15 protein-coding genes are annotated in these 15,634 nt (G+C 40.5%); 11 read left to right on the top strand and 4 right to left on the bottom strand.

Annotation, left to right across the window (positions count from 1 at the left end):
- The first annotated feature begins 2 nt into the window (after positions 1–2).
- Positions 3–2,081, top strand: a complete 2,079-nt coding sequence (malQ, locus tag EDC41_RS01615; protein WP_020824193.1) for a 4-alpha-glucanotransferase — start codon at positions 3–5, stop codon at positions 2,079–2,081.
- Positions 2,082–2,145: 64 nt separating this feature from the next.
- Here malQ and EDC41_RS01610 read toward each other — a convergent pair whose 3' ends face one another.
- Positions 2,146–3,807 carry a putative transporter gene (locus tag EDC41_RS01610; RefSeq protein ID WP_006252158.1) on the bottom strand — a complete coding sequence of 554 codons (1,662 nt, stop codon included), beginning with the start codon at positions 3,805–3,807 and terminating at the stop codon, positions 2,146–2,148.
- Positions 3,808–4,024: 217 nt separating this feature from the next.
- On the opposite strand from EDC41_RS01610, the gene EDC41_RS01605 reads away from it, so the two are divergent.
- The 10 genes from EDC41_RS01605 to EDC41_RS13650 all read left to right on the top strand — a co-directional run bounded on the left by EDC41_RS01605 (position 4,025) and on the right by EDC41_RS13650 (position 12,440).
- On the top strand, positions 4,025–5,401 hold the full coding sequence (locus EDC41_RS01605) for a Na+/H+ antiporter family protein (RefSeq protein ID WP_006252157.1): 1,377 nt from the start codon (positions 4,025–4,027) through the stop codon (positions 5,399–5,401).
- 100 nt (positions 5,402–5,501) lie between these two features.
- Positions 5,502–6,305, top strand: coding sequence for an exodeoxyribonuclease III (xthA, locus tag EDC41_RS01600; protein WP_006253743.1), 804 nt, complete (start codon positions 5,502–5,504; stop codon positions 6,303–6,305).
- Positions 6,306–6,458: 153 nt separating this feature from the next.
- Positions 6,459–7,043 (top strand): LPS export ABC transporter periplasmic protein LptC, encoded by a 585-nt coding sequence (gene lptC / locus EDC41_RS01595; RefSeq protein ID WP_006252152.1) that lies wholly within the window; start codon positions 6,459–6,461, stop codon positions 7,041–7,043.
- Positions 7,044–7,066: 23 nt separating this feature from the next.
- Positions 7,067–7,573, top strand: coding sequence for a lipopolysaccharide transport periplasmic protein LptA (lptA, locus tag EDC41_RS01590; protein WP_006252151.1), 507 nt, complete (start codon positions 7,067–7,069; stop codon positions 7,571–7,573).
- Positions 7,574–7,584: 11 nt separating this feature from the next.
- Positions 7,585–8,310, top strand: a complete 726-nt coding sequence (gene lptB, locus EDC41_RS01585) for an LPS export ABC transporter ATP-binding protein (protein ID WP_006249940.1) — start codon at positions 7,585–7,587, stop codon at positions 8,308–8,310.
- A 41-nt stretch (positions 8,311–8,351) separates the two neighbouring features.
- Positions 8,352–8,864, top strand: coding sequence for a PTS sugar transporter subunit IIA (locus tag EDC41_RS01580; protein ID WP_006249939.1), 513 nt, complete (start codon positions 8,352–8,354; stop codon positions 8,862–8,864).
- 12 nt (positions 8,865–8,876) lie between these two features.
- Positions 8,877–9,740 carry an RNase adapter RapZ gene (gene rapZ / locus EDC41_RS01575; RefSeq protein WP_006252150.1) on the top strand — a complete coding sequence of 288 codons (864 nt, stop codon included), beginning with the start codon at positions 8,877–8,879 and terminating at the stop codon, positions 9,738–9,740.
- 82 nt (positions 9,741–9,822) lie between these two features.
- Positions 9,823–11,007 (top strand): FAD-dependent monooxygenase, encoded by a 1,185-nt coding sequence (locus EDC41_RS01570; protein WP_006249937.1) that lies wholly within the window; start codon positions 9,823–9,825, stop codon positions 11,005–11,007.
- 131 nt (positions 11,008–11,138) lie between these two features.
- A complete protein-coding gene (locus EDC41_RS01565; protein ID WP_006249936.1) occupies positions 11,139–11,723 on the top strand; it encodes a hypothetical protein in 585 nt (194 codons plus the stop codon).
- 66 nt (positions 11,724–11,789) lie between these two features.
- A complete protein-coding gene (locus EDC41_RS13650) occupies positions 11,790–12,440 on the top strand; it encodes a hypothetical protein (protein WP_020824194.1) in 651 nt (216 codons plus the stop codon).
- 79 nt (positions 12,441–12,519) lie between these two features.
- Here the strand turns inward: EDC41_RS13650 and ftsX are convergent, their stop codons facing one another.
- Genes ftsX through ftsY form a run of 3 tightly spaced genes read right to left on the bottom strand, consistent with a single transcriptional unit; the run spans position 12,520 to position 15,607 of the window.
- Positions 12,520–13,455 carry a permease-like cell division protein FtsX gene (ftsX, locus tag EDC41_RS01555; RefSeq protein ID WP_006249934.1) on the bottom strand — a complete coding sequence of 312 codons (936 nt, stop codon included), beginning with the start codon at positions 13,453–13,455 and terminating at the stop codon, positions 12,520–12,522.
- A gap of 9 nt (positions 13,456–13,464) precedes the next feature.
- Positions 13,465–14,118 carry a cell division ATP-binding protein FtsE gene (gene ftsE, locus EDC41_RS01550; RefSeq protein WP_006249933.1) on the bottom strand — a complete coding sequence of 218 codons (654 nt, stop codon included), beginning with the start codon at positions 14,116–14,118 and terminating at the stop codon, positions 13,465–13,467.
- Positions 14,111–15,607, bottom strand: a complete 1,497-nt coding sequence (gene ftsY, locus EDC41_RS01545; RefSeq protein ID WP_006249932.1) for a signal recognition particle-docking protein FtsY — start codon at positions 15,605–15,607, stop codon at positions 14,111–14,113. The genes ftsE and ftsY overlap by 8 nt, the downstream gene beginning before the upstream one ends.
- Between the last annotated feature and the right edge of the window lie 27 nt (positions 15,608–15,634).

Genomic DNA, 15,634 nt, shown 5'->3' with positions numbered 1-15,634 from the left:
TGATGAAAATAACTGCCAAACAATATTATCGGGCTGGAATTATGCCCTATTTTTTCGATGAGCGTGGTGTAAAAAAAACAGCATCTGAAAAAATAAAACACTCGTTATTCAAAGCCTTTAACGGCAATACTCAAGCAAGAGAAACACCTATCCCTACGGTCAACATTTTTTACCAGCACCAACCCTGTTTTTTACCTTTTCATTTAGCGGATAAAAAACATCCGTTAACCGGTACTTGGCAGCTACAACTAGAAAATTCAAACCAAATTATTTCCGGCAAAATTAAAGCAAGGGGAATTACATTACCTCAAGATTTGCCCTTAGGTTATCACCAATTACAGCTAAAAACGGTAGATAAAACCTTTAATTGCACCATTATTATCGCTCCGGAACGCTGCTACCAACCACAAGCCGTCATTGAACAAAAAAGATTGTGGGGAACCTTCCTACAACTATACACCTTAAAATCAGCCCACAACTGGGGGATTGGCGATTTTGGCGATTTAAAAGACTTCATTCAACAGATTGCCCCTTACCAAGCAGATTTTATCGGCTTGAACCCGATTCACTCACTTTTTCCGGCAAACCCGAATTCTGCCAGCCCATACAGTCCATCCTCTCGCCGATGGCTGAATATTGCTTACATTGATATCAATCAGCTAGCGGAATTTCAACAAAGTGATGAAGCACAAACTTGGTTTCATTCTGCTGAAATCCAACAACAATTATCAGAATTACGCACTCAGGATTGGTTGAATTACGAGCAAATCATTCCGTTGAAATTGAAAGGGCTACGCTTTGCTTTCGCAAAATTTCAGCAAAATATGACCGCTTGCGCTGCCCCTGCTTTTATCGAATTTGTACAAAAAGGTGGTGAAAGCTTACAAGTTCAAGCCACATTTGATGCCCTTCATCAGCATCTATCGGCACAATTTGCCGACCAATGGGGCTGGGATTTCTGGGAGAAAGCCTACCAAGACTACCACTCCGCAGCCGTGCAGCAATTTAGAGAAACGCATAAAACCGACATAGAATTTTACCTTTGGTTACAATTCGTTGCCGATCAACAGCTAGCAGAATGTGATGCTATCTGCCGTCAGCAAAATATGCGTATTGGTATGTATCGCGATCTCGCCGTTGGCGTCAGCCCGAATGGTGCAGAAACGTGGAATGACAAACAACTTTATTGCTTAAATGCCTCTGTCGGCGCTCCGCCTGATGTATTAGGTCCGCAAGGACAAAACTGGGGCTTAACCCCAATGAATCCGCATGTATTAAAGCAACAAGCCTACCGTCCGTTTATTGAGTTAGTCAGAGCTAATATGAGTCATTGCGGTGCATTACGCCTTGACCATATTATGTCTTTACTCCGTTTATGGTGGATCCCCAAAGGCGATAGTGCGGTTAATGGTGCTTATATTCGTTATCCAGTTGATGATTTAATCGCAATTTTGGCACTTGAAAGCCAACGCCACCAATGCCTAATTATCGGTGAAGATTTAGGTACTGTGCCAAAAGAAATTGTGAGCAAGCTCAAAAATGCGGGAATTTTATCTTACAAAATTTTCTATTTTGAATTTGATGAACAAGGGAAGAGTCGAGACTTACAGCATTACCCTTACCAAGCAATGACCACATTAAGCACCCACGATTTACCGACTATCAATGGTTATTGGCGTGGCTATGATTTTGAATTAGGCGAAAAATTCGGCGTCTATCCTAATTCGGATATTTTGGCAATCCTTAAGCAAGATCGAGTCAATGCCAAAGCCAAAATCTTACAACGCTTACAAGAACATAACGTAGAGATCGCCCCTGAAATTAGCGAGCAACTTAATTCTCCGGTGAATACCGCATTTATTCACTGTTTACAAACCTATGTTGCAAATGTAAGCAGCGGATTATTCGGCTTCCAACCCGAAGACTGGTTGGGTATGACTGAGCCGGTTAACATTCCGGGAACCAGTACACAATATGCAAACTGGCGACGTCGGCTTAGTGTTAACCTCGAGGAGATCTTCACAGATAAAGATATTCAAGCCTTATTAAAAGAAGTTAATTTAATCCGTAAAAATCAATAAAAGTTAGATAAGAAAAAAGGCGACTTTCCGTCGCCTTTTGGGCTTATATGCTTGATGTCTATCTTTATCCACCTGAAACCCACAACATAATCGCTAGCACTTGAGGTAGCATAATACGCAAAAACATTACTAGTGGGTAAACAGTTGCATAGGATAACGCTGCAGCGCCATTTCCCTCTTTAATTTCATTGGCAAAAGCAAGCGCTGGAGGATCAGTCATTGAGCCGGCAAGTAATCCACAAATCGTTAAATAGTTTACTTTGTTATACATTCTGGCAATCAATCCTGCTATCATCAATGGAACAAAAGTAATAATCGCCCCATAGCATATCCACTCAACGCCCTCACTGCTTAATAGCGTTTCGAGAAATCTACCGCCAGATTTTAAACCAACTACCGCTAAAAACAGTACAATACCGATTTCACGCAATGCAAGATTGGCACTTGGTGGCATAAACCAGTAGAGTTTACTGAAACTACCAATTCTTGCAAGAATAAGAGCAACCACCAGTGGTCCACCAGCCAAGCCCAGCTTTAACGCAACAGGGAAACCCGGTAAATAAATCGGTACAGAACCAAGTAATACTCCCAAACCGATCCCGATAAATATTGGCAACATTTGGACTTGTTGCAACTTTGAGTGCGCATTGCCGATAATCGTCATTACCATTTCAATATCAGCTTGCCGCCCTACTAAATTGAGAACATCACCAAATTGTAACGTCATATCACCTGTTGGTACTAATTCTACACCGGCTCGATTTAAACGAGAAATGACAACATCGTATTTGCCTTTAAGCATTAGCTGACGAATTTGTTTCCCGAAGACTTTTTCATTCGTCACTACAGCACGTTCAGAACGGTAAATCGTGCCTTTGGTTGAGACAGATACATCTACTGCCTCACCTAAAATAATCTGCATTTTTCGTAATGAGGATTCTTCACCTACTAAGTGTAAAATATCTCCTATCTGTAGAATCGTATCTACACGTGGAATAGAAAGCTCATTCCCCCGTTTTAAGCGTGAATAAGCTACTTCGTGCAAATTAAAATCAGGAATTTGTTTCAACGCTAAACCGTGAATATTTGGATTAGTCAGACGGACATTTAAGGTACTAAGTTGATCTTTACCTCTATTTTGCTGTTTGTTAAAAGCCTCTGCTTCCGCCTCAATATTGATTCGAAATAAAATCCGAATCAGCCACATTGAAAGTAGAATTCCGATAATGCCGAACGGGTAAGCAATCGCATAACTCATTCCCATAATTTCAGTTACACTCTCAGCGCTTAACTCAGCCAATACCTGTTGACCTGCTCCTAAAGAAGGGGTATTGGTTACAGCCCCGGAGAAAATGCCTAAAATCACAGGCAAAGGAACATTGAAGAATTTATGAATAAGAATAACTAAAATACCGCTAATCAGTACAATCAGTACCGCAAAACCATTGAGTTTTAAGCCAGAATGTTTTAGTGAGGCAAAGAATCCAGGTCCTACTTGAATTCCAATTGAATAAACAAATAAAATCAGCCCGAACTCTTGAATAAAATGAAGCGTATGGGCATCGAGCTTCACATCGAATTGCGCCATAAAATGGGAGACAAACAGCCCACCAAATAACACTCCCCCTATACCTAGCCCCACGCCTCTGATTTTAATATGGCCAATCCATAAGCCTAGAACGGCCACTAAAGATAATAAACTGACAGTAAGTGCAATTTCGCTCATTACAGCCTCTCTTTAATATGAAATACCTCAAAAATGGTATCCAATTCTACCAAATCTCAAAAACGAAAAATGAGATCTATGTCAAAAAAATAAAATATTGATAGTATTACTCCAAGATGAACTTCAAAAAAGTTCCTGAATTTAAAAAAAATTCTCGACAATACTTTTTTTTACAGTAAATTAAACAATTATTTAAATAACCTAAGGATCAAACACAATGTTATCAAACGAAGTCTTTATTTCGATTATCGTGCTGTTAATCCTAAGCTTGCTTAGAATTAATGTAGTAATCGCACTTATTATTTCTGCCCTTACTTGCGGTCTAATCGGTAATCTTGGTGTAGAAGAGGCTGGATTTACCGAAGCATTGGAAAAAACAATAAAAAGTTTTACTGGTGGTTTAGGTGGGGGTGCGGAAACTGCTATGAACTATGCCGTTCTTGGTGCGTTTGCCGTAGCTCTATCAAAATCAGGCGTGACCGATTTATTAGCCTATAAAGTGATCAAATCCTTTGGTCACAGCCCGTCTGGTCGCTCTGTCACTTGGTTTAAATACATCGTATTATTTGTGTTAGTGGCGTTTGCGATGTCATCACAAAACTTAATCCCGATTCATATTGCCTTTATTCCTATTTTAATTCCGCCACTATTAAGCGTAATGAATAAATTGCAAATTGACCGCCGTGCAGTAGCCTGTGCTTTAACCTTTGGTTTAACTGCTACTTATATGTTAATTCCGGCGGGTTTCGGGCAGATCTTTATTGAAAGCATCTTAGTTAAAAATATCAACCAAGCAGGTGAACCGTTCCAATTAGTGACTACCACAGCGGAAATGACCAAAGCGATGTTAATCCCTGTATCAGGTATGATCTTAGGTCTATTATTTGCTTTCTTTGTGTCGTATCGCAAACCTCGTGTCTATATTGAAGATAAACCTGAGCCAACCTCAGATGATATTGAAGCTCGTGTCGCAAATGTCAAACCATTCCATATCGGCATTAGTATTTTAGCCATTATTGCAACCTGTTCAGTGCAATTGGCAACAAATTCGACCATTATTGGTGGTTTAGTCGGGCTAGCTATTTTTGCCTTAGGTGGTGTGTTTAGATTGAAAGAAAGTAACGATGTCTTCCAAGCTGGTTTACGTTTAATGGCGATGATTGGTTTTGTAATGATTGCTGCTTCTGGCTTTGCCGGTGTCGTCAATTCAACCGGTGGCGTGCCAGCGTTGGTTGAAAGCCTGCGTGATGTGATTTCATCAAAAGAAATGGCTGCATTGTTAATGTTAGTCGTTGGTTTATTTATTACGATGGGGATCGGCTCTTCATTCTCCACAGTGCCGATCATTACCTCAATTTATGTACCACTTTGTGTTTCATTTGGTTTTTCGCCACTAGCAACAATGGCGATTGTCGGTGTTGCTGCTGCACTTGGTGATGCAGGTTCTCCGGCATCAGATTCCACACTAGGTCCAACCTCCGGTTTGAATGCAGATGGTAAACACGATCACATTTGGGATTCTGTAGTACCAACCTTTATCCACTTTAATCTTCCATTATTAGTGTTCGGTTGGATTGCAGCAATGACACTTTAAGCTATAATATGCAAAAATTTTGCTAAAAATGACCGCTTGTAGCCATTACAAGCGGTCTATTTTCTTCTTTATTTTGCAAACCCTACGATTAGGATTATCAATGAAATTTATTTCTTTTAATATCAACGGATTACGAGCCAGACCACATCAACTGGAAGCTATTATCGAAAAACACCAGCCTGATGTACTCGGTTTACAAGAAATCAAAGTCGCTGATGAAGACTTCCCTTACGATTTAGTCAATCACTTGGGCTACCACGTTTTCCACCACGGGCAGAAAGGTCATTACGGCGTGGCATTACTGACTAAAAAAGAGCCTATAGCGGTGCGTAAAGGCTTCCCGACAGATGTGCTTGATGCTCAAAAACGAATGATTATGGCGGATATCGAGACCGATTTCGGCGTGCTAACCGTATTAAACGGCTATTTCCCACAGGGGGAAAATCGCAGCCACGAAACCAAATTCCCGGCAAAACAAAAATTCTATGCTGATTTGCAGAACTACTTGGAAAGCGAATTAAAGCCGGAAAATCCGATTATTATTATGGGCGATATGAACATCAGCCCGACTGATTTGGATATCGGCATCGGCGAGCCAAACCGCAAACGCTGGCTGCGTGACGGTAAATGTTCATTCTTACCCGAAGAGCGTGAATGGCTAGATCGCTTATACAGCTACGGCTTGGTTGATACTTTCCGTGCAGGCAACCCAGACGTGAACGATAAGTTCTCTTGGTTTGACTACCGTTCAAAAGGTTTTGATGATAATCGTGGCTTGCGTATTGATTTAATTCTTGCTTCAAAATCACTTGCTGAGCGTTGCGTGGAAACAGGCATTGATTTAGACATTCGAGCAATGGAAAAACCGTCTGACCACTCCCCTGTTTGGGCAACCTTTAAATAAAGTTGCAAAAAAATCTGAGTTTTCAACCGCTTGTCAGTTTTTAGCCCTACAAGCGGTTATTTTTTCTCACTTTTTTGCACTTTTTACGCTGTACTATATCCCTATTCAAATCTGTGCTACAATCAAACACTATTTTTAGATTATTTTTGGATTATGAACAAACGTTTAACCGTTATTTTACTGATTATTGTTGCCGTACTTGGTGGCTGGTATTACAGCTTACAAGAGAAAGAGAATACGGGGCTTGATCAGCTTATTAAAAAGGAAGGACAGCCTGAATATGTGGGGAATAAAATGTCCACCACGGTCTATGATCTAAAAGGAAACCCACAATATTTCGCTCAAGCTACTGAAATTAAACGCTATGAGTCTACTGAGCGTACTGAGTTTTTTAAACCTTTTATTGAGCTTTTTGCCAAAGAGTCGACGCAAAAACAGTGGAAAGTCAGTGCCGATTATGCAGAAATTACCAAAGAAAAAATGTTAAATTTAAAAGGTAATATCAAACTTGTTGCATTAGATCCTGCATCACGTTTGCAACAAATCACTACCGATACGTTAACTGTTGATTTAAATACACAGGATATTTTTACCGAAAGTACGGTCAAATCGATAGGTTCCGGTTTTACTACAACGGGGGTTGGATTAAAAGGTAACTTAAAACAACAAGTTGCGACTTTGCAAAAAGATGTAAAATCTTACATTGAACCGACCATTATTCAAGAAACCAAAGAATAATTTGCTTGGAACAAGGAATAACAATGAAATTAATGTTTAAATCTATTTTAGTGAGCGTGTTACTGGGTAGCAGCTTTTCCGCTTATGCTCTAAAAGGCGATACCGATCAGCCGATTAATATTGATTCAGGTAGCCAATCGTTAGATATGACTAACAATATCGTGACCTTTAGCGATAATGTCGTTATCACTCAAGGGTCGATTAAAGTGACCGCAGCAAACGTCAAAATTACCCGTCAAGAAGGTAAAAAAGAAACTATTGACGCTACAGGCTCACCTGTAACATTCCAACAAACCTTAGATAACGGTAAACCGGTAAACGGTAAAGGCAACAGCGTTCATTATGATTTAAACTCTGAATTTTTAACGCTGATTGGCAATGCGGAACTCAAACAACAAGGTAGCTTTATTAAAGCCAATAAAATTACCTATGATGTGAAAAAACAACAACTTAAAGCTACCAGTGGCGGTAAAACCCGAGTGAAAACCGTGCTAATTCCAAATGAACTTCAAGATAACAAGAAAAAATAAGGTTAAATGATATGTCTGTGCTTTATGCCGAACATTTAGCAAAAAGCTATAAACAACGCCAAGTGGTAAAAGACGTCAGCCTGAATGTCAAATCAGGTGAAATCGTGGGCTTGCTCGGTCCGAACGGCGCAGGTAAAACCACCACTTTCTATATGGTTGTGGGTTTGGTTCGCCACGACCACGGCACAATTCGTATTGACGACCAAGATATCAGCACACTACCAATGCACGACAGAGCAAAACAAGGGATTGGCTATCTACCGCAAGAAGCATCTATTTTCCGCCGTTTAAGTGTGTACGATAACTTAATGTCGGTATTACAAGTGCGTAAAAATATCAATGATAAACAGCGTAAAGAGCGTGCCGAAGAGCTGATTACAGAATTCCATATTGAGCATATTCGCAATAGTTTAGGTCAATCACTTTCAGGTGGTGAACGCCGCCGTGTGGAAATTGCCCGAGCATTAGCAGCGAACCCGAAATTTATTCTGTTAGATGAACCTTTTGCTGGGGTTGACCCAATCTCGGTAATTGATATTAAAAAAATTATCGTCAATTTAAAAGAGCGTGGTTTAGGGGTATTGATTACCGACCATAACGTACGTGAAACTCTAGATGTATGTGAAAGAGCCTACATTGTCGGTAGCGGCGAAATGATTGCCAGCGGCACACCACAGCAAGTGCTTGAAAACCCTGATGTAAAACGTGTTTATTTAGGCGATCAATTCAAACTCTAAAAAATCCCCTCTTTGGGGATTTCATCTTTAGATGAAAAATTATGACAAAACTAACCGAATTTCTAAGCCCTGAAAATGTTCGCCAAGGTGTACTGATTTCAAGTAAAAAACGAGCGTTAGAACTCGTGGGTAAAATCGTGGCTGAATCAATCAACCAAACCGAACAGCAATCTGAAGCACTCTGCCCTATTGAATGCTTTGGCAATTTATTTAAACGTGAAAAGTTAGGCACAACCGGCTTAAATCAAGGCATTGCACTTCCTCATGCAAAATTGCCCGCTTGCGGTGATATTGAGCTGACTAAACCGATTGCGGTCTTTTTACAGCTGGAAGAAGCGATTGACTACGAAGCCCAAGACAACAAAGAAGTGGATTTAATTTATGCAATGATGTTTCCGGAAAATAGCTGCGAACAGTATAAAAGTTGCCTACCTGCAATTGCACAGAAACTTACCGATAAATCGTTATTAAAACAGCTCCGAGCAGCTGAATCCGCAGAAGATATTTGGCAAATTTTGGTGTATGCTGATAATCACCTAAAAGATGAAGAATAATACTGAGGAAATATGGAATTAATCATTATAAGCGGACGCTCAGGCTCTGGTAAATCGGTAGCATTAAGAGCATTAGAAGATGCAGGTTATTACTGCGTGGATAATATCCCTTTACCTTTAATTCCAACCTTAACCTACTACCTTACTCAAGAAAATCGTTCGGCAGTCATCAGCTTAGATATTCGTAATTTACCGAATACGCCTAATGCGATTGAAGAATTGCTTACCCAGCTTGAGCCTTTAAATGCTAAGCTGATTTTTTTAGATTGCGAACGCAATACCTTAATCCGCCGTTATAGCGATTCCCGCCGAATCCACCCGCTTTCCACCCAAGACGATCTCTCGTTAGAAGGTGCATTGGATTTGGAACAAAAATTGCTTGAGCCTTTGGTGCAAAATGCAAATTATATTATTGACACCAGTCATCTTTCTTCGCACGAATTAGCGGAAAATCTTCGCCAAATACTGCAAGGCTCAACCGAAAAAGAGCTTAAAATTATTTTCCAATCATTCGGTTTTAAATACGGCTTACCTGCCGATTCCGATTACGTTTTTGATGTTCGCTTTTTACCGAACCCACATTGGAATCCGGAGCTTCGCCCAATGACAGGCTTAGAGCAACCGGTGATTGATTTCTTAGAACGCCAAACCGAAGTGCATAATTTTATTTACCAAACCCGCAATTATTTAGAAATGTGGCTGCCGATGTTGGAACAAAATAACCGTAGCTACCTGACTATTGCGATTGGTTGCACTGGTGGAAAACATCGTTCCGTATTTATTGCCGAGCAACTGGCAAAATATTTCCAAGCAAAAGGCAAAAATGTGCAAGTTCGGCATAAAAGTTTGGAAAAACACCATAAAAAAACATCTTAAATAAGTAGGGGCTGGTCCTGTGCCAGCCCTCATTTCAACTATTTTAGGGCGGGCACAGGGCACCGCCCCTACATTTGATTTTATGAAATCCGCAGATATTGTTATTGTTGGCGGCGGTATGGTTGGGCTGGCTCTTGCCGGACTGCTCAAAGATGTCGATTGCCAAATTAAAATTATTGAGAAAAACACGCCCAAATTTGATGCCGATACGATTTACCACCGTGTAAGTGCGATTAATGCTTCAAGCCAAAAAATACTGGAACAGATTGGTGCTTTTCAACACATTCCGGCTCAACGCCTTTCTCCTTACACCGAAATGAAAGTGTGGGAAAAAGACAGCTTTGCCAATATCCATTTTGATAATAATGATAATGAAATCAAGCAATTAGGACTTTCACAACTTGGCTTTATTTTGGAAAATGCGGTGATTCAACACGCATTGTGGCAACAGGTTTCTCAACAAGCTAATGTAGAATATATTATCGCCGCCCCCCAAACTCTGGGCGTGAGCGAAAACGGGGCATTTTTAACCTTAGATAACGGCGAAATGCTGTCTGCTAAATTGGTTGTCGGGGCAGACGGTGCAAATTCGTGGGTGCGTAACCAGATGAAAATGCCGCTTACCAGTAAAGATTATCAACATACCGCCTTAGTCTGTAATGTCAAAACAACCGAAAAGCACGGCAAAACCGCTCGTCAAATCTTTGCTGAAGATAGCATTTTTGCTTTTCTGCCAATGGCAGATGAGCATCTCTGCTCGATTGTTTGGTCGCTGCCACCAAACAAAGCCAATGAATTAAAAAATGCAAGCGAAGCCGAATTTAATAAAGCCTTAACGATTGCCTTCGATAATCAGCTTGGCTTATGTGAAGTGCAAAGTTTGCGTGAAATTTACCCGCTTGCAGCACGCTTCTGCCGTGACTTTGCCCAACCTCGTATTGCGTTGATTGGTGATGCCGCTCATACCATTCACCCATTGGCGGGACTTGGTGTCAATTTAGGCTTTGCCGATGCCAGAACGCTGGCAAACGAAATCCAAAAACAGTTGGTAAACAACCAAGATATTGGTGAATACCGCCATTTACGCCAATTTGAACGTGAGCGTAAAGCCCAAGCGATGAAATTATTAGCCACAATGGAAGGATTAAAACAGCTATTTGACGGCAATCACCCGCTTAAAAAATTATTCAGAGGAATTGGTTTAAGCCTAACCAACCAGCTGCCTTTTGTGAAAAAGCAGCTTATTCAGCAAGCTATTTACTTATAAAATGTAAATTTTTTCGAAATAACGTAAAGATGAACGATTTTATGAACTAATACGGAGATTACTTGTCTATTTATTGGTACAATAACCAGCCTTTATTGGCTTTTATTTTTATATTCTTGAGGAATTTTTTAATGAACAAATTAACAAAAATCAGTGCAACCGCTTTAGTCGCATTATTCTTAGCAGCTTGTGATAAACCAGCAGAAAAAGCACCGGCGACAGAACCTACAAAAACAACTGAAGCTGCACCAACTACAACAGCTCCTGCTGCAGAAGCAGCCAAACCTGCTGAAACAGCTGTAGCCGCTCCAAGCGAAGCTGCAAAAGCAGATTACCAAAAATTAGTTGATTGGAATACGGCACAAGAAAGCACAATGGCAACAGCACAAGCAGAACTACAAAAGAAATTAGCTACACAAGATCCTAAACAAATTCAAGAAGGATTAAGTGCATTTAATAAAAAAGTAGAAGAAACTGTAAAAAGCTTAGATGCGATTGAAGTATCTGATGCACAAATCAAAACATTTAAAGAAAAAACAAAATCAGTTTTAACACTTTCAAGTGAAGTGATTTCTGAACAAGTAAAAACGATCTCTACACCAAATGACCAAGCAGCATTACAAGCCGTACAACAAAAAGCTCAGTCTTTAATTGAAGCTGGTAATGAGTTACAAAAATTAAACGTAGAATTACAGCAAAGATTCTCAGCTAAATAATTTACCATTCAATGAAAAGCTAGAGTATTTTGCTCTAGCTTTTTTTTGCAATTACTAAGGATTACTATGAACACGCTCGCTAAAATTAGCCTATCTGTATTATTTACCCTTTTTTTAACCGCTTGCGAACAACCTAATTCTACCAAAACACAGAGCTCAGCAGAATCGCCAGTTCAAGTGAAAGAAGAGTCAAAAGAAGAAGTTAAACCTGCTGATACCGGCGCTCAAGATTATAAAATGTTACGGGAATGGCAAGACACTCAAGAAAAAGCCTTAAATGATGCAATTAAAGCGGCAACAGAAACACTTACTGACAAACAAAAAGCCGATTCTACCTTAATGCAAGAGACAGTTAATAACGCATTATTAGCTCAAATTGATCATATTAAGGTAAGTGCTGAAACCCTGAATATTCAAAATAATGAAGTCAAAGCACTAAAAGACAAAACCTTAGAAGTCCTGACTTTAGGGTCTCAGATGATCGTAGAAGGTGCTAAAATGGAGAAAAATCCTACACCGGAAGCACATAAAGCATTTGGCGAGTTACAAACAAAATTGAATCAATTAGCTGAAGAAGGGCAACAGTTAGAAAATATATTAAGAGCTAAATATGATCCAGCTCCAGCTCCAGCTCCAGCTCCAGCTCCAGCTCCAGCTCCAGCTCCAGCTCCAGCTCCAGCTCCAGCTCCAGCTCCAGCTCCAGCTCCACAGCAATAATATATTGCTTATAGTAAAAAACCAGTTCCTAGGAACTGGTTTTTATCTGCAATTATTTCTCTAAAAACAACCGCTTGTATTAGCCTCTACTACCAATACGGAAAATATTTCGCATTGTCGCAATTTTTGCCGACAGCCAGCCAATAAACACACAAAGCACCACTAAGAAGAAGGCTTCGCTGAAATCTAATCCGTTCAGTTCAAATTGTACGGTAAACATATCAGTCACATACTTCACTACACCGGTGAAATAGCTAATCGTTACCGCACTAAACAGCACCGCTAACAGGCTGCCAAACAAGCCGTAAATCATACCTGTGTATAAAAACGGACGGGCAATAAAGTGATCAGTTGCCCCTAAAATTTGTTGGACTTCAATCGCTGCTTTGCTATTGGCAACATCGGTTCGCACACTGTTTCCAATCACTAAAAAAACTGCCAACAGCATTAATAAGGTACACACCACCGCAATACGAGCAATCAGCCAAGTTAGAGCAGTTAATTTTTCCAGCCAGCCGTTATCTAAACGAACCTCCTGCACCCCTTTAATTTGTTGCAAACCGTTGCGTAGCTCCACCATCGTATCAGCATTATTAAAATTTGCTTTCGGTTTTAAGGTAACGACCGCAGGCAACGGGTTTTCATCTAAAATATCTAACGCTTCACCAAAGCCTGACCAAGAACGAAATTCGTCTAAACTTTGTTGGCGGGAAATATAGTTAAATGACTCAATTTTATCCGTCTCAAAAGCACGAATGCGATCAACAACGGTATTCACATCGTGTTCTGCCAAATTTTTGTGCAGATAAACGGTTAATTGTGGCTCAGGGTAAAATTGTGTTGCTGCCTCGTGGGTATTCTTCCAAAGTAAATAACTCACGGTTGGAATCGTAAGTGAGACCGCAATCACCAGCACCGTCAGAAAAGTGCCGAGCTTGCGTTGCATTAAATCTTGCCAAACCGCTCTTAAAGAGTAGTTGGTTTGAGCACCTAATTTACTAAATGAACGAATCATAATATTTCCTTAAAATTTAAGATGCCCTTGCTCCAGCACTAAACACGGCTTTGGACGCTTTGAAATAATATTGGTATCGTGGGTGGCAATCAGCACCGTTGTGCCGGCTTGATTAAATTCCTCAAACAAACGGAAAATTTCAAACGAGAGCTTTTCATCTAAGTTTCCGGTTGGCTCATCGGCTAATAACAGCGTTGGGCGATGAACAATGGCCCTGGCAATATCGACACGTTGTTGCTCACCGCCGGAAAGGTGCAACGGCAGATAGTTCGCTTTATCTGCCAAGCCAACACGCTCAAGGGCAATGCGGGCTTCACGCTCCACAATCGCTTGGTTCATTCCCAAAATAATCAATGGTAATGCGACATTATCCAAAATGGTTCGGTCGGTTAATAAGCGATAATCTTGATGCACCATCCCGATTTGGCGGCGTAAAAACGGCAATTCATGATGAGCAAGTCGGGTAATATCGTGTCCGTTAAACAAAATTTGCCCGCCATTGGCACGCTCAATCCCCATAATTAATTTTAATAGCGTGCTTTTCCCCGCACCGGAATGCCCGGTAATATATGCCATTCCACCGGCAGGTAGGTGGAAATCAATGCCCTGTAAGGCTGGCTTTCCGCCCTTATAAACCTTGTTCACATTAGTGAATTTAATCATTCTGTTCGTCCTCGTGGCTAAATAAGGCTTCAATAAATTCTTCTGCATTAAACGGGCGTAGATCTTCAATTTTCTCGCCCACCCCAATAAAGCGGATCGGAATATTGAATTGATCGGCAATCGCAAAAATCACGCCACCTTTTGCCGTACCGTCTAATTTAGTTAAGGTGATACCGGTTAAACCCACTGCCTCATTAAACAATTTCGCTTGGCTGATCGCATTTTGCCCAGTGCCGGCATCAAGCGTAAGCATAATTTCGTGCGGTGCGGTTTCATCATATTTTTTCATCACCCGCACAATTTTCTTCAACTCGTCCATCAGGTTATTTTTGTTTTGCAAACGCCCTGCAGTATCAGCGATTAGCACGTCAATCCCTTTTGCCGCAGCGGATTGCATCGCATCAAAAATCACCGAGGCAGAATCCGAACCGGTGCTTTGTGCCACCACCGGAATGTTATTTCGCTCTCCCCAAACCTGTAGCTGTTCAACTGCCGCCGCTCGGAACGTGTCTCCTGCTGCTAACATTACCGATTTGCCTTCTTGTTGGAATTTACGGGCAAGTTTGCCAATGGTAGTGGTTTTCCCCACGCCATTCACACCAACCATTAAAATGACATACGGTTTTTTCGCTTCCAACACTAACGGTTGAGCCACCGGTTTTAGCACTTCACCCAGTTCCACTTTCAACTGTTGATACAACAAATCTGCATCTTTTAATTGTTGCTTGGTAGCATGTTGTGTTAAATTGTTGATGATTTTTTGTGTGGTCGGCATACCTAAATCCGCCACAAGCAACTGCTCTTCCAGCTCTTCAAATAACTCATCATCAATTTTCTTGCCACGGAAGAAATTACGGAAGCCCGAACCAATATTCTGCTTGGTTTTAATCAAGCCTTGAATTAAACGGCTGAAGAAACCGCCTTGACTCGGTTTTTCTTGATATTCATCTTGGATAGTAGATTCTTCAACTGTGTCTTGAACATTATTTACTAATTCAGTTTCAGCAACTTCTTCGGCCACAGCCTCTTCGACTTGATAAGTAACTTGCTCTTGTTCGTTGAGATCTAACTGCTCAGTTGCAATATTTTGAAGATTTTCGACCGCTTGTTCGCCTTTTTGTTCTTCAAATGTTTGTTCGATTTTATCTTCAACATCATCAAAGAACGCTTTCGCCTCTTCAACTTTTTCTTCAACAAACTCTTTGAAATCTTCGACTTTTTGTTCAATGGTATCTTCTACTTGCTCAGCAAATTGCTCAATTTTTTCTTCTTTTTCCTCAAAATAGTCTTCTAACTGATCTACCTTTTCTTCAATTTTATCTTCCAGCTCATCTAATTTTTCAGAAAACGACTTCTCAGTTTCCGGTTCAACAATAACAGGCTGTTCCGGTTGAATACTTTCTTGTTCTTGTTGAATCTCTTTCTGTTCAGCTTCTTCTTTCTTACCAAATCCAAGCCAAGACCAAAACCCTTTTTTCTTCTCTGACATATTTTTCTCTCATTTCTCGTAAAAATA

It is taken from the genome of Mannheimia haemolytica (assembly GCF_004342115.1).
Lineage (GTDB): Bacteria > Pseudomonadota > Gammaproteobacteria > Enterobacterales > Pasteurellaceae > Mannheimia > Mannheimia haemolytica.
This window is presented reverse-complemented; position numbering and strand designations above follow the sequence as displayed.